The sequence below is a fragment of the Arsukibacterium sp. UBA5043 genome, assembly GCA_002415085.1.
In the GTDB taxonomy this organism is placed as follows: domain Bacteria; phylum Pseudomonadota; class Gammaproteobacteria; order Enterobacterales; family Alteromonadaceae; genus Alishewanella.
This window is the reverse complement of sequence record DIBV01000017.1, coordinates 657,231-676,207: the sequence shown is the minus strand read 5'-3', so window position 1 is coordinate 676,207 and position 18,977 is coordinate 657,231. Positions and strand designations below refer to the sequence as shown.

The window sequence follows — 18,977 nt, the reverse complement described above, 5'->3', positions numbered from 1 at the left end:
TCGTGATAAACGACATTATTAAAGACAGTAAAGTAAGAATGGAAAAAAGCGTTGATGCGCTGAAATCACAATTAAACAAAGTACGTACCGGTCGCGCTCACCCCAGCTTACTGGATGGCATTCAGGTCTCTTACTACGGTGCTGATACCCCTTTGCGTCAGATGGCTAACGTTTCTATTGAAGATGCGCGTACCCTGAGTATCAGCGTGTTCGACAAGAGTTTAGTGCAAGCGGTTGAAAAAGCTATTATGTCGTCGGATTTAGGCCTGAACCCCATGTCAGCGGGTACCAGTATCCGGGTACCCTTACCGGCCTTGACCGAAGAGCGGCGTCGCGATTTGGTGAAGGTAGTACGCGCTGAAGCAGAAGGTGGTCGGGTGGCCGTTCGCAATATTCGTCGTGATGCCAATGCTGAATTAAAAGCGCTGTTAAAAGATAAAGACATCAGCGAAGATGATGAACGCCGGGCAGCTGACGAAGTACAAAAAGTAACCGATACTTATGTTAAAAAGATTGACGAAGTGCTGGCTGACAAAGAAAAGGAACTGATGGAGGTTTAAGTTAACTAACCACTATCGGGTAATAGCGCCGTATCGGCTAAGCTGTGCGGCGCTTTTTATTATGGTTTGATAACGGTGTTGTTCAACCATAACGCAGTATAAAAGCAATTCAAAAGGACAGGTCTTATTCTATGACTGTAGAGTCGCAGATCGGGCAGCAGACGTTACCTCGCCATGTCGCTATCATTATGGATGGCAATGGACGCTGGGCGCAACGTCAAGGGAAGCCAAGGGTATGGGGACATAAAAAAGGTGCGGAAGCGGTGCGCCGTGCAGTGAGTTTTTGCCGGCAATTAAGTATCCCATCGCTTACCTTATTCGCTTTTAGCAGTGAGAACTGGCGTCGACCACAAACGGAAGTCGATACCCTGATGCAACTGTTTATGCTGGTGTTAAACAAAGAAGTTAAAAGCCTGCACAAGCATAATGTTAAGTTACAAATAGTAGGCGATTTGTCAGCCTTTGATCAAAAGCTCCGGGCCAGTATTAACGCTGCCGAGGAATTGACTGCCGGCAATACCGCTATGACATTAAATATTGCAGCAAATTATGGCGGGCGCTGGGATATGCTGAACGCAGCGCGCCAGCTCGCTGTTAAAGTCCATGCAAACGAACTGCTGCCTGAAGCGATTACCGAGCATATGCTGGCTGAACATATGCAGTTGCATGACCAGCCGGAACTTGATTTACTTATTCGCACGGGTGGTGATTTACGGATCAGCAACTTTTTATTGTGGCAAGCTGCTTATGCCGAGTTGTGGTTTACAGAAACGTTGTGGCCTGACTTTGATAAAAATGTATTTGCTGATGCGATAGCGGCATTTGTGAACCGGGAACGCCGCTTTGGCTGCACCGGTGAGCAAATTCAGGCTTTGCTGCACAATAAAGGATAACAATATTGTTTAAACAACGAGTTCTTACCGCATTATTGCTGGCACCTCTGGCTTTGCTGGCGGTGTTCTATCTGCCGCTTAGCGGCTTTGCGTTGTTTGTCTCTGTGGCATTTCTGCTCGGAGCCTGGGAGTGGAGTGGTTTTTGCGGGCTGGCTAATCGCACGATGCGGGCGGTGTATACTGGGCTTACCGCGGCAATATTGCTGGCGATATATTATATTCAGCCGATTGCATTACAGTCTTTATTCGCGGATACCTATACGTTAACCCTGGTGATGGCCGGGGTGATTTGGTGGTTGCTGGCGGTTGTGCTGGTGCTGACTTTCCCCCGTAGTCAGGGATTGTGGGCCGGTCGTGACTGGTTAAAGGCACTGATGGGCTGGTTGACGCTACTGCCTGCCTGGAGCGCGATTGTGTTTGTGCGGGGGCTGGAATACCCTCAGGCTGAATTTACCGGGGCCTGGTTATTGTTTGGTTTACTCGGTCTGGTATGGGCTGCTGATATTGGCGGTTATATTGTTGGTAAGCCATTTGGTAAAACTAAGTTACTGCCTAAAGTCAGTCCGGGTAAAACCCTGGAGGGCATGCTAGGTGGTATGGGAATGGTATTACTGCTGGTAAGTGCAGTGGGCTACTGGCAAGACTGGCCTGACCAAATTTTATACTGGTATCTTGCTGCTGTCATTTTAACGGCGCTGTCGGTATTCGGAGATTTAACGGAAAGTATGTTTAAGCGTGCTGCGGGCAAGAAAGACAGTGGTGCTTTTTTACCGGGACATGGCGGCATTCTGGACCGGATCGACAGCCTGACGGCTACAGCTCCTTTATACGCCTTACTACTGGCATTATTTGGTGGCTTTAATTGATGCGACACGTTGTTATTCTGGGGTCTACGGGTTCAATTGGTTGCAGCACCTTATCTGTATTGGCAATGCACTCGCAGCAATTTGAAGTGCTGGCGCTTACTGCTGCCAGCCAAACCAGTAAATTGCTGGCCCAGTGTCTTGAGTTCAGACCACGCTTCGCGGCCATGTTATGTCCTAATGCCGCTGCTGAGCTGAAAACAGCGTTAAAACAACATGGCTGTGCTACTGAAGTGATGGCGGGCCCAGAGGCATTAAACGAGCTGGCTGCTCACCCCGATGCTGACATCGTAGTGGCCGCGATTGTAGGCGCTGCAGGGCTTTTGCCTACATTAGCTGCGGTGGAGCAGGGTAAAACCGTATTGCTGGCCAACAAAGAAGCGCTCGTTATGTCAGGCGAGTTGTTTATGGATAAAGTGGTGCGCCACGGCGCAACCCTGTTGCCCATTGACAGCGAGCACAATGCCATTTTTCAGTGCCTGCCACCGGCGTTCCAGCATGCGAAAAAGCGTCCGGCACTCGCTGAGTTAGGGGTTGCCAAGCTATTATTAACCGGCAGTGGCGGGCCGTTCCTCAGCAGGACAATAAATAGTCTGCCCTCAGTAACGGTAGCCGAAGCGGTGGCTCATCCTAACTGGAGCATGGGGCAAAAAATTTCGGTCGATAGCGCAACTATGATGAACAAAGGGCTGGAATTTATTGAAGCCCGCTGGTTGTTTAACTGCGCTCCTGCGGATATTGAAGTGGTTATTCACCCGCAAAGCATTATTCATTCTATGGTGCAGTACACCGACGGTTCAGTATTGGCCCAGCTCGGTCAACCCGACATGCGCACGCCTATCGCTCATGCCCTGGCGTTCCCTGAACGGATCAGTAGCCCGGTACCACCACTTGATTTTAGTCAGCTTGCCAATTTCAGTTTTAGTAAACCAGAACCAGAACGCTATCCTAATTTGTATCTGGCAATCGCAGCCTGTGCTGCTGGACAAGGCGCGACCACGGCGCTAAATGCGGCAAATGAAGTCGCGGTAGCCGCATTTATCGCTGGCCAACTTCGTTTTACTGACATTTGTCGCGTAAATGAAAATTGTCTGGCACATTTCCTTAACTATGCTACCCGCTCGCTGGATGATATAGTAGCGCTCGATTTTGAAGCCCGCGCTTATGCGCAGCAGTTGCTAAGGACCCTAAATTAATGGCGGTATTTTTGTGGAATGCCTTTACCTTTGTCGTTGCACTGGGGTTATTGGTTACCGTGCATGAGTTTGGTCATTTTTGGGTAGCCCGGAAAAACGGTGTGCTGGTGAAGCGGTTTTCAATTGGTTTTGGCAAAGCGTTGTTCAGCTGGCGGGATCGCCAGGGTACTGAATTTGTTGTTGCCGCTATTCCGCTGGGTGGTTACGTGCGGATGCTAGACGAACGCATCGATCCGGTGTTGCCTCAGTTTGCTGATCTGGCTTTTAATCATAAAACGGTATGGCAGCGGATGGCGATTATAGCGGCAGGACCGGCTGCAAATTTTATCTTTGCCATTTTTGTGTTGTGGCTGATGTATCTGATTGGGGTGCAGGAGGCAAAGCCAGTTATTGCCGCAGTACAACCGCAGTCAATTGTTGCTGAAGCCGGTGTGCGCGACAATGAGCAGATTATAAGTATTAATGGTCACGGCGCCAGAGATCTACGCAGTACCAATTTATTGCTGGTAGAGCAATTAGGGCGCGCTGAGTTAACGCTGGGGTTGCAGGCAGTAGATAGTGGCCAGCAACGCGAAGTTCAGCTTGATCTGACAGACTGGCAGTTTAACCCCGAGCAGCAAACCGTGTTTGCCAGTTTGGGTATCGAACTGATGCAGCCCAAACCAACTACCGAATTGGCAGTGGTGCTGCCAGATTCTGCGGCAGAACGGGCGGGCCTGCAGGCCGGTGATGTCATCAAACAGATTAACGGTGAGTCAATCAACGATTGGCCGGCGTTGGAACGTCTTATCCAGCAAAATGCAGAGCAAAATTTGCAGCTGGAAGTAGCCCGGGCTGGACAACGCCTGGTGTTAGTTGCTACTCCTGAGTTATATACCCGGGAAGATGGCTTTACCCAGGGAATGCTTGGTGTGCACCCGGTATTTACGCCCTGGCCTGAGGGTATGTTATATACCCAACGGTATGGCGTGGTAGGTGCAGTTGGTGAAGGCGTTAGCCAGACCTGGCAATTAACCCGTTTAAGTTTTGCCATGGTTGCAAAACTGCTGACAGGTGATGTCTCGGTTAAACATTTAAGCGGGCCTATCTCTATTGCGCAGGGCGCGGGTGATACGGCCAGTATGGGTCTGATAGCCTTTTTAGCGTTTCTGGCGCTGATAAGCGTTAATCTGGCAGTTATAAATTTATTGCCGTTGCCCATTTTGGATGGCGGCCATTTAATGTATCTTGTGGTGGAACTAATACGCGGTAAACCTGTCTCTGAGAAGGCGCAGGAAATAGGTTTTCGCTTTGGAGCTTTAGTCCTGCTGATGTTAATGGGAATTGCGCTGCTCAACGATATTTCTCGTTTGTAATAAACTAATCATAAGTAGTTCAAATAATGACAATTAAACGATTAGTAGCTGCGATGTTACTGGCCACTGGCAGTAACTCGGTGCTCGCTGAAGAATCATTTACCGTTCAGGATATTCAGGTTGAAGGCTTGCAGCGCGTTGCGCTCGGTGCCGCCCTGAATAACCTGCCGTTTACTATTGGTGACACTGTTACTGAGTACAGCTTGTCTCGTAGTATTAAAACTTTATATGGAGCAGGACATTTTGACGATATCAGAGTGTTTCGCGATGGCAACACGGTTATTTATCGCTTAAAAGAACGGCCAACCATCAGTAATATCGAATTTGATGGCAATAAAGACATCAAAGAAGAGCAACTGAACGAAAGCCTGGCTGGTAATAAAGTTCAGGTTGGCGAGCCGTTGGATAAAACGATTCTGAAAAGTATCGAAAATGGCTTAACTGAATTTTATCATGGTGTGGGTAAGTATCAGGCAAAGGTTGAAGCTAAAGTAACCTATTTACCGCGCAACCGGGTAAACCTGAAACTGGAGTTTGACGAAGGCGATGCCGCTTCAGTCCGTCAAATTAACATTGTGGGCAACGAGCTGTTCTCTAATGAAGAATTACTGAACCAAATCGAATCGAAACAAGATTTACCCTGGTGGCGCTTTTTAGCCTCTGATCGCTATCAGAAGCAAACTTTGCAGGGCGATTTTGAGACCATCAATAGTTATTACCTCGACCGTGGCTATCTGCAGTTTGAGATAGAGTCGTCTCAGGTGTCAGTGAGCCCAGACAAAACGTCGGTATATGTTACGTTGAATGTTACTGAAGGTGAACAATACAATATTCGTGATGTTAGCTTTGTCGGTGATCTGATTGGTCAGGAGGCTTATATTGAGGCTATCCTGCCGTTAAAAGAAGGTCAGCTGTATAACGGTGCGTTGGTTACTTATACCGAAGAGAGCATTGCGAAATTATTAGCACGTTTTGGTTATGCTAACTCAAAAGTGCGAACCATTCCGAAAATTGATGAAGAAAATAACCAGGTCGATTTAACCATCAGCGTTGATCCCGGCAAACGGGTCTATGTGCGCCGGATTGATGTGAAAGGCAATACCAACACCCGGGACGAAGTTATTCGCCGTGAACTGCGGCAGATGGAAGGAGCCTGGTTATCAAATGACTATCTTGAGTTATCTAAGAACCGGATTCAGCGTTTACCCTATATTGAAGATATTGGGTTTGAGACAATGCCGGTAACCGGCAGTGATGATCAGGTTGACGTAGTATTTAACGTCAAAGAACAACCTTCTGGTAGTTTTAATGCCGGCATTTCTTATGGCAGCTATCAGGGGTTATCGTTTGAAGTTGGCGTCCAGCAAGCAAACTTTTTTGGTACCGGCAACAGTGCTGGCATCAGCTTAAGCACGAATAAGTACCAGAAAAGTATTAACCTGAGCTATACCGATCCGTACTATACGCTGGATGGTGTGAGCTTAGGGGGCCAGCTATTTTACTCAGATATCGATTACAGTAGTGCGTCATCTAACCTGGAAGCTTATAACCAGCGTCGTTATGGTTTTGGCACAAATATTGGTTATCCGATAAATGAATTTAACCGCTTAAATTTTGGTGCCAACTATGTGGTTAATAAAATAAATTCTATTCAGGAATATGACCAGTTACGTCATTTCAGGGCCGTATTGCTCGATTCGCAAAACCCGGACGGCGGCTACAATTTTACGAATTATGAGTTTAGTACCGGCTGGACGCACAGCACGTTAAACCGCGGTTTATTTCCTACTGCAGGCCGCATGCTAAACCTGGTGTTAAAGGCGACGACCCCAAATTCTGATTTGCAGTATTATAAAGTGCAGTTTGAAGCACAGAATTATATTCCATTGAGTAATGATCATCGCTGGTCGTTCCGAAGCAAGCTGGAACTAGGCTACGGCAATGGTTACGGTGACAAGAATGGCTATGATTATACCCTGCCATTTACCGAAAACTTCTATGCAGGGGGCTCTAACCTGCGTGGCTTCGAAAACCGGATTATCGGCCCTCATGCGATATTCCGATTCCCCGATGTAGTGCCGGGTATTCCCGATCCGGTGAATGGCGGTATCAGTTTTCCGCAAAACCCTAATGGCGATAATTATATTGTGTCGGCGCGGTCTATCGGTGGTAATGCCATGGGGGTAGTAACCCTGGAACTTATTACGCCGACGCCGTTTATCAGTGATGAAAACCGTAACTCAGTGCGAACCAGCTTCTTCGTCGATGCCGGTAATGTCTGGGATACCGAATTCGACTTAGATAGATACGCTAATTTAACTCAGGATCGGGCATCGTCAGCAGGACGGGGGGTACAACCTTTTCTGATTGATTATGCAGACCCCAGTTTGATTCGTGCGTCAGCTGGTGTATCGTTACAATGGATTTCACCGATGGGCCCGTTAACGTTCAGCCTGGCTAAAATCATCAAAAAGCAGGAAGGTGATTTACAGGAAAACTTTAGTTTTAATATTGGTACAACTTTCTAACAAAGGTATAGGGAAAATGATGTTTAAAAATACAGTAACTAAAACCGCCATTGTATTCGTAGCCGCTATGATGATGGCTGGTACGGCAGTTGCGAAAGAGATGAAAATTGCATTTGTTGATATTCAGGCTGTTGCGGCACAAATTCCGCAGTCTGCAACCATTCAGGAAAATATCCGGACTGAGTTTGCCTCTAAAATTGATGAAATGAGCCAGTTAGAAAAAGATATTAACTTTAATATCGAAAAGTTGCGCCGCGATGGTCCGACAATGAGCGAACAACAACAGCAGGAACTGGCGACTAAAGTGCAACAGCAACGCCAACAGTATGAAGCAACGGCACGGCCGTTGGATGAGCAAATTCGTGCCCGTCAAAACGAAGAACGCAATAAAATTTTAGCGATGATTAAAACTGCCATTGATGTGGTAGCAGAGCGTGAAAAGTTTGATGTAGTATTAAATGCCGGTGCTGCAGTATATGCCAAGCCAGAGTATGATATCTCTGACGCGGTGGCAGCTCAGGTAAGTAAAGCTAAGAAGTAATAGGGTGAAGTTATTATCAGAGCTGGCTGAGCAACTGAATGCTCAGGTTGTCGGAGACGCCGCTTGCGGCGTTTCTGCCGTTGCTACCCTGGAGAACGCCGGCGAAGGCACCATTAGTTTTCTGGCAAATAGCAAATATCGAAAATTCCTCAGTCAAACCAGTGCCAGCGCGGTATTAATTAAAGCCGAAGATTTGCCATTTGTGGCATCTGGCGTTAATGCGTTAGTGGTAGCCGACCCTTATGTTGCTTTCGCGCATATCGCGCAACTACTAGACAGTACCCCTGCCATCGCCAATGGCATTCATCCCTCTGCTATAATTGATGCCTCAGCGATTATAGGCGAACGGTGCGCTATTGGGCCAAATGTGGTGATAAGTGCGGGTGTCGTGCTGAGCAATGGTGTGCAGCTTGGCTCAGGTACCGTCATTGGTAAAGCGGCACGCATCGGAGCTGGCAGTCGGCTGTGGGCAAATGTGACGATTTATCACAACGTTCAAATTGGTAGCGATTGCTTAATTCATAGTGGTGCGGTAATTGGTTCCGATGGTTTCGGCTTTGCAAATAAAGCAGGAAATTGGGTGAAAATACCCCAGACAGGTACTGTCATTATTGGTGATAATTGTGAAATAGGCGCCAATACCACAATTGATCGTGGCGCAATAGAAGACACTACGGTGGGTAACAACGTTATTATAGATAACCTGTGCCAGATAGCTCACAATGTACAAATTGGTGATCATACGGCTATGGCTGGCTCTGCAAGTATTGCGGGCAGCACTAAAGTTGGCCGTTATTGCATTATCGGCGGTGGAGTGGGTATTAATGGCCACATTGAAATAGCTGATGGCGTGCAGATAACCGGTATGTCGATGGTAACCCGCTCTTTAACGGAGAAAGGGGTATACTCATCGGGTATCCCAGCGGCAACTAATGCGGAGTGGCGTCGCAATACCGCGCGGCTGCGGCAGGTTGAGCAATTGTTTCAGCGGGTAAAACAGCTGGAGCAACAATTAGAGCATATAAGTCATGATGGAAAAGAACCATCGACAGAGGATTAATTTTGGCCAATCAACTTAATAGTCTGCAAGTTCAGGAAATTATGGCGTTATTACCGCATCGCTATCCGTTTTTATTAATTGATAAAGTGTTGGACTATACGCCAGGTGAATCGTTGACAGCGCTTAAAAATGTGACGATTAACGAACCGATATTTACCGGGCACTTCCCTGGAATGCCTATTTTCCCAGGGGTATTGATCCTCGAAGCGTTAGCCCAGGCAACCGGGATCCTTGGCTTTAAAACGGTCACGGAACGTTCGGAAAATGAGCTTTATTTGTTTGCAGCAATTGATGATGCCCGTTTTAAAAAGCCAGTAGTGCCGGGCGATACCATGATACTGGAAGTCAAGTTTTTAAAAGAGCGCCGTAATATGTGGAAATTTTACGGAGAAGCCAAAGTGGATGGCGTTATAGTGTGCTCAGCTGAATTAATGTGTGCCAGAAGAGAGTTATAACGTGATTCATCCATCAGCGGTTGTAGAAAGTAGCGCCAGGCTTGGCCAGAATGTAACAGTGGGGCCTTTTAGCTATATTGGCCATAATGTCGTGCTGGGCGATGATTGCATCATCGAACCTCATGTGGTTATTAAAGGCCCGGCGACCATTGGCAAAGGCAATCATTTTTTTCAATTCTCCAGTATTGGTGAGGCCTGCCAGGACAAGAAGTATAAGGGAGAAGCAACAGAGCTAATTATTGGCGACTTCAACGTGTTTCGTGAAGGATGTTCTGTCCATCGGGGTACCGTGCAGGATCAGGGTAAAACCATCATTGGCAGCCACAATCTGTTTATGAATACCACCCATATTGCCCATGATTGCGTAATTGGCAGCCATACTATTTTTGCCAGTGGCGCTCAGGCTGCCGGCCATGTTCATATTGGCGACTGGGCTATACTGGGCGGAATGACCGGGGTGCATCAGTTTGTGCATATTGGCGCGCATAGTTTTTGTGGCGGTGGCTCTATTGTCCTCAAAGATGTACCTCCATACGTGATGGTGCATGGGGCGCCTTGCCAGCCAGCCGGTATTAACGTAGAAGGGTTAAAACGTCGTGGCTTTAGCAGTGATGCGCTGTTAGAAATACGCCGGGCTTACAAAGAAGTTTATCGCAAGGGCCAAACTGTGGCGGAGGCCTTAGCGACACTAGAGACAAAATCAGCCGAGTATCCGGAGCTGAAAGCCTTTACTGATTTTATCGCTAACGCCAGCCGCGGTATCGTACGCTAAGCATGATGTTAGGTTCACAAATAATGAAATGGAGCCAGCAGGCTCCTTTTTTTACAGCGCGATATCTTGTTGCACTGCCCGTCGTTGCACCTGCGCTTATTTCAATGATTTAAAGGCTTGAAGTCAGCGCTATTTCCTGTGATAGAATCAATAAATTATAACAAACATTAGTTAATAAATGAGAGCCGCTTTGCCACATCTTAATATTGCCATAATAGCTGGTGAACACTCTGGCGATATACTCGGTGCCGATTTAATTGAAGCGCTTCGCCAGCGCCACCCTGATGCGAATTTTTATGGTATTGGCGGCCCGCGGATGCAAGCCCTGGGATTCAATGCCTTGTTTGATATGGAGGAGCTGGCCGTAATGGGCATTGTTGAAGTGCTGGGCAGACTACCTCGATTGTTAAAAGTTAAACGCGACATCGTTGCCGCATTGCTTAAAGATAAACCCGATGTGTTTATTGGCATCGATGCCCCGGATTTTAACCTGCCAGTTGAACTGGAGTTAAAACAGGCAGGTATCAAAACCGTGCATTATGTCAGCCCATCAGTGTGGGCCTGGCGTCATAAACGTATTTATAAGATAGCCAGAGCCACTAATATGGTGCTGTCGTTATTACCCTTTGAAAAAGCGTTTTACGATAAATACCAGGTGCCCTGTACGTTTGTTGGGCATACCATGGCGGACACTATGCCGATAATGGTCGATAAAACTGAGCATAAATTGACCCTGCAGCTTGACCCCAGCCGGCCAGTACTTGCGCTGATGCCTGGCAGCCGTAGCAATGAGATTAAACTGCTCGCGCCTGACTTTTTGGCTGCAGCTACCTTGTTGCAGCAGCAACAACCGCAGTTGCAATTAATCACCAATATGGTTACTGAGCAAAAGGCCGCGCAGTTTGCGGCAATTAAACAGCAGTACGCTCCTGATTTAGCGATAACTGTTTATATTGGTCAGGCCCGCCAGGTACTGCTGGCAGCCGATGCCACTTTTATTACCTCCGGTACCGCTACGCTGGAAGCGATGCTGGCAAAATGCTTAATGGTAGTGGCGTACCGGGCAAACTGGTTAACTTATCAGATTGGCCGGCGTATGGTTAAGCTGGCGCATTTTAGCCTGCCCAATTTATTAGCAGGCAGGTCGATGGTACCCGAACTGCTGCAACATCAGGTAACACCCGCTGCTTTGGTCGCCAAGATGGCGCCTTTGCTTCAAGCGGACAATAGCGCTTTACTGGCAGAGTATCGTTCGATACATCAACAAATTAAATGTAATGCCAGCGCCCGCGCTGCTGAGGCCATTCTGGAGGTAGCAGGTTCTGATGCAGTGGCATAGACCCGATGTAAAACTATTATGTGGTGTAGACGAAGTTGGCCGTGGCCCTTTGATTGGCGCTGTGGTTACGGCAGCGGTAATTCTCGATCCTACCCGGCCTATCAGCGGCCTGACCGACTCAAAAAAACTTAGCGCAACACGGCGCGAAGCACTGGCAGAACACATAAAAGCCAATGCCCTTTGCTGGGCGCTGGGTCGGGCTGAGCCGGCCGAAATTGATAAATTGAATATTCTGCATGCCACTATGCTGGCGATGCAGCGCGCCGTAGCAGCCTTACCGATTCAGCCAGAATGGGTAATGATTGATGGTAACCGCTGCCCGGCGTTACCCATGCCAGCTACAGCGGTGATCAAAGGGGATGCTCTGGTTGCTGAAATCAGTGCTGCTTCCATTTTAGCCAAAGTGGCCCGCGATGCAGAAATGACAGAATTAGCCCGGCGCTATCCGCAGTTCGGTTTTGCTGCCCATAAGGGCTATCCGACAGTACAGCATCTGGCGGCAATCAAGGAGTACGGTATTTTGGCTGAGCATCGTCGTAGCTTTAAACCAGTGCGCCTAATCGCTGAGCAATTATTCTGATGAATCATCCGGCATTTATTCACCTGCGGGTTCATAGCGACTTTTCGATGATTGATGGTGTCGCTAAAGTTAAGCCGATTGTTAAAGCTGCGGCAGCGGCACAGATGCCGGCACTGGCATTAACAGACCAAATGAACTTCTGCGGTCTGGTGCGGTTTTACAGCGCCGCCCATGATGCCGGTATTAAACCGCTAATTGGTGTCGATTGTTGGGTGCAGCATCCGCTGCTTGGCACTGAAAGCGCCCGTTTGTTATTGCTGGCAATGGACAATGAGGGTTATCAGAACCTGACGATGCTGATTTCCAAAGCCTATCTGCGGGGACATGTCGCTGGCAGGCCGCAGCTTGACCATCAATGGCTGGCAGAACATAACCGCGGTCTTATTGTACTGTCAGGGGGTAAAGATGGCCCGCTTGGCAAAGCATTGGTAAAAGAAAACCCGCAATCGGTAACGGAATTAGTGGGGTTTTATCAGCAGTATTTCCCTGACCGTTTTTACCTGGAATTGATTCGTACGGATCGCCCTGACGAAGAGCGTTATATTCAAAAGGCGGTGCTATTAGCCGAGCAACATCAACTGCCGGTTGTCGCCACCAACGAAGTGGTGTTTTTAAAAGCGACAGACTATCCGGCGCATGAGATCCGGGTCGCCATTCATGACGGTTTTACCCTGGACGATAAACGTCGACCGAAGCATTACTCCGAGCAGCAGTATTTGCGTACAGAGCAGGAAATGGCGGCGTTATTTGCTGATATTCCTGAAGCCCTGGAAAATAGTGTCGAAATTGCCCGGCGCTGCAATGTTACGATCCGGCTTGGTGAGTATTTTTTACCTGCCTTTCCTACTGGCGGCATGACCGATGGCGATTTTCTGGTATTAAAATCTCAGGAAGGCCTGGAGCAGCGTCTGCTGCAGCTATTTCCGGATGAAGCAGAGCGTATCGCCAAACGGCCACCTTATGATGAGCGGCTGCAGATTGAGCTGGACGTGATTAACCAGATGGGGTTTCCGGGTTACTTCCTGGTAGTAATGGAGTTTATTCAGTGGAGCAAAGATAACGATATACCTGTAGGGCCGGGACGAGGTTCGGGTGCCGGCTCGCTGGTAGCTTACGCATTAAAGATCACCGATCTTGATCCGCTTGAGTTTGATTTACTGTTTGAGCGGTTCTTAAATCCGGAACGGGTATCGATGCCTGATTTTGATGTCGATTTCTGTATGGACCGCCGCGACGAGGTGATTGACCATGTCGCTGAAATGTATGGTCGTGAAGCGGTATCGCAAATTATTACTTTTGGTACCATGGCGGCCAAAGCGGTTATCCGCGATGTCGGCCGGGTGCTCGGTCACCCTTACGGTTTTGTTGACCGGATCTCCAAACTGATCCCGCCGACGCCAGGTATGACCTTGGAACAAGCGTTTAAAGAAGAGCCTCGACTGCCTGAGCTGTATGCACAGGACCAGGAAGTAAAAGATTTAATTGATATGGCTCGCCAGCTGGAAGGGGTGACCCGCAATGCAGGCAAACATGCTGGTGGCGTCGTTATCGCGCCTACCAAAATTACCGACTTCTCGCCCTTGTATTGCGATGATGAAGGCAATAACCCGGTTACCCAGTTTGATAAAAACGATGTGGAGTATGCCGGCTTAGTCAAGTTTGACTTTTTGGGCTTAAGAACCCTGACAATTTTGCAGTGGGCCGTCAATATGGCCAACAGTCGCTTGCAAAAAGAGGGCCGTAAGCCGGTTGATATAAACAGCATACCGCTGGTTGACAAGCATAGCTTCGATTTACTGCAACGAGCCGATACCACGGCGGTATTCCAGTTAGAATCGCGCGGTATGAAAGATTTAATCCGTCGCCTGCAGCCCGACTGTTTCGAAGATATGATAGCGTTGGTGGCATTATTCCGGCCCGGGCCACTGCAATCTGGCATGGTAGACAACTTTATTGACCGTAAACGCGGCCGTGAAGAAATATCGTTTCCGGATGCAACCTGGCAGCATGAGTCATTAAAACCTATTTTAGAGCCTACTTACGGCATTATCCTGTATCAGGAGCAGGTAATGCAGATTGCCCAGGTGTTATCCGGCTACTCGTTGGGCGGCGCTGACTTATTACGCCGGGCCATGGGTAAGAAAAAACCGGAAGAAATGGCCAAGCAGCGCGATACCTTTCAGGAAGGCGCGGCTAAAAATGGTATCGACCCCGAACTGGCGATCAAGATATTCGACCTGGTAGAAAAGTTTGCCGGCTACGGCTTCAATAAATCGCACTCTGCCGCTTACGCACTGGTATCCTATCAAACGCTGTGGATGAAGGCTCATTTTCCGGCAGAGTTTATGGCAGCGGTAATGTCGGCTGATATGGATAACACCGATAAAATTGTTACTTTGGTGGATGAGTGCGAGCGGATGAAGCTAAAGCTTAATCCGCCAGATGTTAACTCAGGGCAGTATAAATTTACGGTCAACGAACAGGGCCATATCGTTTATGGCATTGGTGCGATAAAAGGGGTGGGTGAAAGCCCGATAGACGCCATTATTGAGGCGCGCAATGAGCACGGTAGCTTTGCTGATCTGTTCGACTTTTGTGCCAAAGTCGATTTAAAGCGGTTGAACCGCCGGGTGATGGAAAAGCTTATTTTATCCGGTGCGATGGATAAACTCGGGCCACACCGGGCGGCGCTGATGGCCAGCCTGGAAGAAGCCATGAAAAAGGCCGAGCAGCATGCCAAAGCGCAGGCCGTTGGCCAGGATGACTTATTTGGCCTGCTTAGTCCGGAACCAGAACATGCTGCCGGCGCGTTTAAACAGGTGCCGCAGTGGCCAGATGAAGTCTGGCTCGATGGTGAACGGGAAACGCTCGGGCTGTATTTAACCGGTCACCCCATTAATCGTTATGCAGAAGAAATCCGCCATTATGTTTCGTGCCGGTTAGTGGAGCTGCAGCCTACCAAAAAAGACCAAAGTGTGCAGGTAGCCGGTTTAGTGGTGTCAGTACGGGTAATGATAAACAAAAAAGGCCGACGTTGGGCCATTGTTACTCTGGACGATAAATCTGCCCGCTTAGATGTGCGCTTTTTCCCGGAACAACTGGAAACGTTTGAGGAATTGCTGCAAAAAGACCGTATTCTGGTAATAACCGGACAGGTCAGCTTTGATGATTTTAATGGTGGCCTTACAATGTCGGGCCGTGATGTCAGTGAAATAACTGCTGTACGGGAAAAATCGCTGAAATCTTTGAATATCACTGTACAATCGGCGCAAATAGACCACAATTACCTGCAAAGATTGCAACAAGTGCTCGATGAATTCAAAGCTGGTACGGTACCGGTAACAATCAGGTATCAACGAGAGGAAGGGCAGGTAACACTGCAGTTAGGGACAGCCTGGTGGGTGACGCCCGCCGACGCTTTGTTGCATCAGTTAAAACAATTAGCAACAATAGAACTGGAATTTAATTAATTAGGTAGTGATAGTCGATGATGCTGAATTATTTAGAGTTTGAGCAGCCGATTGCTGAACTTGAAGCAAAAATAGACGAATTGCGTAACGTCAGTCGTAATGGCGACTACGATCTTGGTTTAGAAGAAGAGATAAACAAACTAAAAGAAAAAAGTCTGGGATTAACCAAGAAAATATTTTCTGAGCTGGGTGCCTGGCAAGTTGCCCAAATGGCTCGTCATCCACGCCGGCCATACACGCTGGACTACCTGAAGCATATTTTCACCGATTTCGACGAACTGGCAGGCGACCGTACTTATGCCAATGACAATGCTATTGTTGCCGGTACAGCGCGGCTTGGCGAGCACACCGTTATGGTTATAGGGCATCAGAAAGGCCGCGATACCCGGGAAAAAATTCGTCGTAATTTTGGTATGCCAAGGCCAGAAGGTTATCGCAAAGCGTTGCGTCTGATGGAAATGGCTGAACGTTTTAACATGCCTATTATTACTTTTATTGATACCCCTGGCGCTTACCCTGGAATAGGTGCAGAAGAGCGCGGCCAGTCTGAAGCGATAGCCCGCAATCTGAAAGTAATGGCCGGGTTAAAGGTACCGGTAATTTGTACGGTAATCGGTGAAGGTGGGTCTGGCGGTGCGCTGGCCATAGGTGTTGGCGACCGGGTTAACATGTTGCAATTCAGTACGTATTCGGTTATTTCACCGGAAGGCTGTGCCTCTATATTGTGGAAGAGCGCTGAAAAAGCCCCCTTAGCGGCTGATGCAATGGGTATTACTGCCGAGCGTTTGAAAGAACTGGATCTGATTGATGCTGTGATTCCAGAGCCGCTGGGTGGCGCGCATCGCGCCCCGGAGCAAATGGCCCAAACGCTTAAAAAAACCTTGTTAAAAGATCTGGATAATTTGAAAAAGCTTGATACTAAAACGCTACTGGATAATCGTTATAAGCGGCTGATGTCCTTTGGCTACTGCTAAACCGGATAGCCGCAACAGAGAACCAGCGCTTGTCGCTGGTTTTTTTTTCCGGATAATAGCGTCATCTGTCACAGCACCAGATAACAGACGATAGCTAACCATGGCGACAATGAGCAGAGGCATCTTGAACATCGATGATAAGCATACCTGAACTGAGCGCAAAAATTAGCGATTATGGTGCCGTAAAGGTCGTTCTGGCGCTTAGTGGTGGCCTGGATTCCATGGTACTGCTTGACATGCTATATCAGGCAAGGAAGCGACAAACATTTCAGTTGCAGGCAGTATACGTTAACCACGGCCTGAGTGCTGACGCGCAGCGTTGGAGTGAGCATTGTCAACAAGCTTGTCTGGTGCGCAAAGTCGATTTTTTCAGCCGGCAGATTACCATTGATAACACCACCAATATTGAGGCTGCGGCGCGGGAAGGGCGTTATCAGGCATTATCAGCTTTTGTCGATTCAGTCACGACTATACTGATGACAGGACATCATGCTGATGACCAGCTTGAAACCTTATTACTGGCATTAAAACGCGGAGCCGGCGCGGCTGGCTTAAGCGGGATGGCTGAATATCGCCCTTTTGCCAATGGCAGCTTGCTTCGACCATTACTAAACAGCAGCCGTCAGCAAATCCTGAATTACGCGACAACGCATCAGCTGCAATGGGTAGAAGATGACAGTAACCAGGATAATCGGTTTGATCGGAATTATATTCGCAATGTTGTTGCCCCGCTATTAACCGGGCGCTGGCCGTCTTTTACGCAGACAACGCTCCGTAGTATGCAACATCTGGCTCAGCAACAGCAGCTGCTGGATTTCTATACCGAGCAGGCACTGACACGGTGTGCTGATGAACGTCAGTTAAAATTAGATCGCTTGCAACAGCAGATACCTCTGCAGCAGGATTTGGTGATCCGGCGCTGGCTGGCCCGGTTCCACTTAAATCCGTCAAGCCAATGGCTGCAAACCCTGCGCGAGCAGGTGATTGGTGCCCGTCAGGATGCCATGCCGCAACTGGTGTTAGGGCGGTACCTGGTGAGACGTTACCTGCAGCAACTGTATCTTGAACCTAACAGTAAATCAGTGGTACCAGAAAGCGGTTTGCGGTGGACGATGCAACAAAATCTCAGCTTACCAGCGGCAGTGGGTGAGCTTGTGGTTTATGATCGGCCTTTAGCAGGGCGTCTGGCTATGCAACGTACCGAGGTCACGATAGTTTTTGGCCAGCTAAGCCTGCCTTTTAAACCTGCAGATCAGCCTCAACATAAACCACTGAAACAATGGTTTAAACTGTGGCAGCTACCACCCTGGCAGCGGGGGCAGGTGCCGCTGCTGCTGCAGGGCAAAACCCTGGTTGCGGTAGCGGGTTATGCCACAGCGATTAGCACGACAGAGGCGGATTGCTGGCTTGACTGGGAGCGAAATTAACGGTTGCAGCTACCTTCAGTATTTCTTTGCCGGTTTGTTTTAAATTGGCCTTACCTGAAGCTTTTGCTTCATAAAGTGCCCTGTCAGCGGCAGCAAAAAAGTGCTCAGTCGCTTGCATTGGTTGCAAATACGCCAAACCGGCGCTGGCGCTGATACCATACTGGACACTTTTATGATGCTGATTAATAGCTTTTAGCAAGCGACGGGCAACTAAATCAGCGCTATCTGCATCCTCATCAGCAAGAATTACTGCAAATTCATCGCCACCGAACCGAAACAGACTATCGGTTTGCCGCAGAGCATCACGCATACAGTCCGCGACTACAATAAGCAGTTCATCACCCATGGCATGGCCATAGTTGTCGTTAAGTTGTTTAAAGTTATCGAGATCTAACAGTAGCAGAGCACAAGTTTGTTGGCGACGACGCGCCAACTGAATAGCTTTGGTAAAACTGTCGTCAAAAAACCGCCGGTTGCCCAGTGCTGTGAGCGGGTCTTTCAGGGCCATTTGCTGCAAGCGTGCCACGACCAGTGCATTGCGTAGCGCAAATAACCATTCGCTTTCCAGCAGGACGATATCACGTTGCTGTGTGGGGCTAAACGGCTGGTCGCTGTGGTAATGCACTTCAGCCAGACATTGCTGATTTAATACCAACAGGCTTTTATAAGTATGGCTGCCGTTACTTGAACCGGCAGCCTGGTGTTCGCCAAACGCGGTATTGAGCCGAATGCCGGTAATACTAAGAAGCCGGCCGGCATACATGGAAAAGATGTCCAGTTGCTGCTGAATGTCCAGGCTGGTTTGCAACTGGCTGGTCAACGTTTGCTCGGTACAATCGGGTAGGCTGTCGGTTTGCTGACAACGATTTAATGCTGCATAGCTTGGCGCCACATCAAGCGCTAGTTCCCGATTCATTATAGCGTCCATTACCAGTCCTTCTAAAACAGTTATAACTGGTATAAG

The 18,977-nt window shown here is 48.5% G+C and carries 16 protein-coding genes; 15 read left to right on the top strand and 1 reads right to left on the bottom strand.

The window, feature by feature from the left end; translation table 11 throughout:
• The first annotated feature begins 2 nt into the window (after window positions 1–2).
• From frr to tilS, 15 genes are all read left to right on the top strand, one after another.
• Window positions 3–560 (top strand): ribosome recycling factor, encoded by a 558-nt coding sequence (frr, locus tag B2Q61_RS17050; RefSeq protein WP_290617952.1) that lies wholly within the window; start codon window positions 3–5, stop codon window positions 558–560.
• 131 nt (window positions 561–691) lie between these two features.
• Window positions 692–1,453 carry a polyprenyl diphosphate synthase gene (gene uppS / locus B2Q61_RS17045; protein WP_290617950.1) on the top strand — a complete coding sequence of 254 codons (762 nt, stop codon included), beginning with the start codon at window positions 692–694 and terminating at the stop codon, window positions 1,451–1,453.
• 5 nt (window positions 1,454–1,458) lie between these two features.
• Window positions 1,459–2,319: a phosphatidate cytidylyltransferase gene (locus B2Q61_RS17040; RefSeq protein ID WP_290617948.1), complete on the top strand. Its 861-nt coding sequence runs from the start codon at window positions 1,459–1,461 to the stop codon at window positions 2,317–2,319.
• Entirely contained in the window at window positions 2,319–3,512 is a 1,194-nt protein-coding gene (ispC, locus tag B2Q61_RS17035; protein ID WP_290618123.1) for a 1-deoxy-D-xylulose-5-phosphate reductoisomerase, read from the top strand. The genes B2Q61_RS17040 and ispC overlap by 1 nt, the downstream gene beginning before the upstream one ends.
• Window positions 3,512–4,867: a sigma E protease regulator RseP gene (rseP, locus tag B2Q61_RS17030; protein WP_290617946.1), complete on the top strand. Its 1,356-nt coding sequence runs from the start codon at window positions 3,512–3,514 to the stop codon at window positions 4,865–4,867. The genes ispC and rseP overlap by 1 nt, the downstream gene beginning before the upstream one ends.
• A gap of 26 nt (window positions 4,868–4,893) precedes the next feature.
• Window positions 4,894–7,395: an outer membrane protein assembly factor BamA gene (gene bamA, locus B2Q61_RS17025; RefSeq protein ID WP_290617944.1), complete on the top strand. Its 2,502-nt coding sequence runs from the start codon at window positions 4,894–4,896 to the stop codon at window positions 7,393–7,395.
• Between the two features lie 16 nt (window positions 7,396–7,411).
• Window positions 7,412–7,936 carry an OmpH family outer membrane protein gene (locus tag B2Q61_RS17020; RefSeq protein ID WP_290617942.1) on the top strand — a complete coding sequence of 175 codons (525 nt, stop codon included), beginning with the start codon at window positions 7,412–7,414 and terminating at the stop codon, window positions 7,934–7,936.
• A gap of 4 nt (window positions 7,937–7,940) precedes the next feature.
• Entirely contained in the window at window positions 7,941–8,996 is a 1,056-nt protein-coding gene (gene lpxD / locus B2Q61_RS17015) for a UDP-3-O-(3-hydroxymyristoyl)glucosamine N-acyltransferase (RefSeq protein ID WP_290617940.1), read from the top strand.
• Window positions 8,997–8,998: 2 nt separating this feature from the next.
• The gene (gene fabZ, locus B2Q61_RS17010) at window positions 8,999–9,451 is read left to right on the top strand and encodes a 3-hydroxyacyl-ACP dehydratase FabZ (RefSeq protein ID WP_290611223.1); all 453 of its coding nucleotides are present in this window, start codon (window positions 8,999–9,001) and stop codon (window positions 9,449–9,451) included.
• Window position 9,452: 1 nt separating this feature from the next.
• Complete coding sequence (gene lpxA / locus B2Q61_RS17005; RefSeq protein ID WP_290617938.1) at window positions 9,453–10,223, top strand: acyl-ACP--UDP-N-acetylglucosamine O-acyltransferase; 771 nt, start codon at window positions 9,453–9,455, stop codon at window positions 10,221–10,223.
• Between the two features lie 190 nt (window positions 10,224–10,413).
• Window positions 10,414–11,562, top strand: coding sequence for a lipid-A-disaccharide synthase (gene lpxB, locus B2Q61_RS17000; protein ID WP_290617936.1), 1,149 nt, complete (start codon window positions 10,414–10,416; stop codon window positions 11,560–11,562).
• Entirely contained in the window at window positions 11,549–12,142 is a 594-nt protein-coding gene (gene rnhB, locus B2Q61_RS16995) for a ribonuclease HII (protein ID WP_290617934.1), read from the top strand. The genes lpxB and rnhB overlap by 14 nt, the downstream gene beginning before the upstream one ends.
• Complete coding sequence (gene dnaE, locus B2Q61_RS16990; RefSeq protein ID WP_290617932.1) at window positions 12,142–15,612, top strand: DNA polymerase III subunit alpha; 3,471 nt, start codon at window positions 12,142–12,144, stop codon at window positions 15,610–15,612. The genes rnhB and dnaE overlap by 1 nt, the downstream gene beginning before the upstream one ends.
• A gap of 17 nt (window positions 15,613–15,629) precedes the next feature.
• A complete protein-coding gene (accA, locus tag B2Q61_RS16985) occupies window positions 15,630–16,586 on the top strand; it encodes an acetyl-CoA carboxylase carboxyl transferase subunit alpha (RefSeq protein WP_290617930.1) in 957 nt (318 codons plus the stop codon).
• A gap of 134 nt (window positions 16,587–16,720) precedes the next feature.
• Window positions 16,721–18,013, top strand: a complete 1,293-nt coding sequence (tilS, locus tag B2Q61_RS16980; RefSeq protein ID WP_290617928.1) for a tRNA lysidine(34) synthetase TilS — start codon at window positions 16,721–16,723, stop codon at window positions 18,011–18,013.
• Here the strand turns inward: tilS and B2Q61_RS16975 are convergent.
• Window positions 17,967–18,929, bottom strand: coding sequence for a GGDEF domain-containing protein (locus B2Q61_RS16975; RefSeq protein WP_290617925.1), 963 nt, complete (start codon window positions 18,927–18,929; stop codon window positions 17,967–17,969). The genes tilS and B2Q61_RS16975 overlap by 47 nt on opposite strands.
• Window positions 18,930–18,977: the final 48 nt, after the last annotated feature.

Coding starts and splice junctions, on each gene's coding strand:
- uppS (WP_290617950.1), top strand. CDS start 692: ATGACTGTAGAGTCGCAGATCGGGCAGCAGACGTTACCTCGCCATGTC.
- rnhB (WP_290617934.1), top strand. CDS start 11,549: ATGCAGTGGCATAGACCCGATGTAAAACTATTATGTGGTGTAGACGAA.
- B2Q61_RS16975 (WP_290617925.1), bottom strand. CDS start 18,929: ATGAATCGGGAACTAGCGCTTGATGTGGCGCCAAGCTATGCAGCATTA.
- bamA (WP_290617944.1), top strand. CDS start 4,894: ATGACAATTAAACGATTAGTAGCTGCGATGTTACTGGCCACTGGCAGT.
- ispC (WP_290618123.1), top strand. CDS start 2,319: ATGCGACACGTTGTTATTCTGGGGTCTACGGGTTCAATTGGTTGCAGC.
- tilS (WP_290617928.1), top strand. CDS start 16,721: ATGATAAGCATACCTGAACTGAGCGCAAAAATTAGCGATTATGGTGCC.
- dnaE (WP_290617932.1), top strand. CDS start 12,142: ATGAATCATCCGGCATTTATTCACCTGCGGGTTCATAGCGACTTTTCG.
- B2Q61_RS17020 (WP_290617942.1), top strand. CDS start 7,412: ATGATGTTTAAAAATACAGTAACTAAAACCGCCATTGTATTCGTAGCC.
- accA (WP_290617930.1), top strand. CDS start 15,630: ATGATGCTGAATTATTTAGAGTTTGAGCAGCCGATTGCTGAACTTGAA.
- rseP (WP_290617946.1), top strand. CDS start 3,512: ATGGCGGTATTTTTGTGGAATGCCTTTACCTTTGTCGTTGCACTGGGG.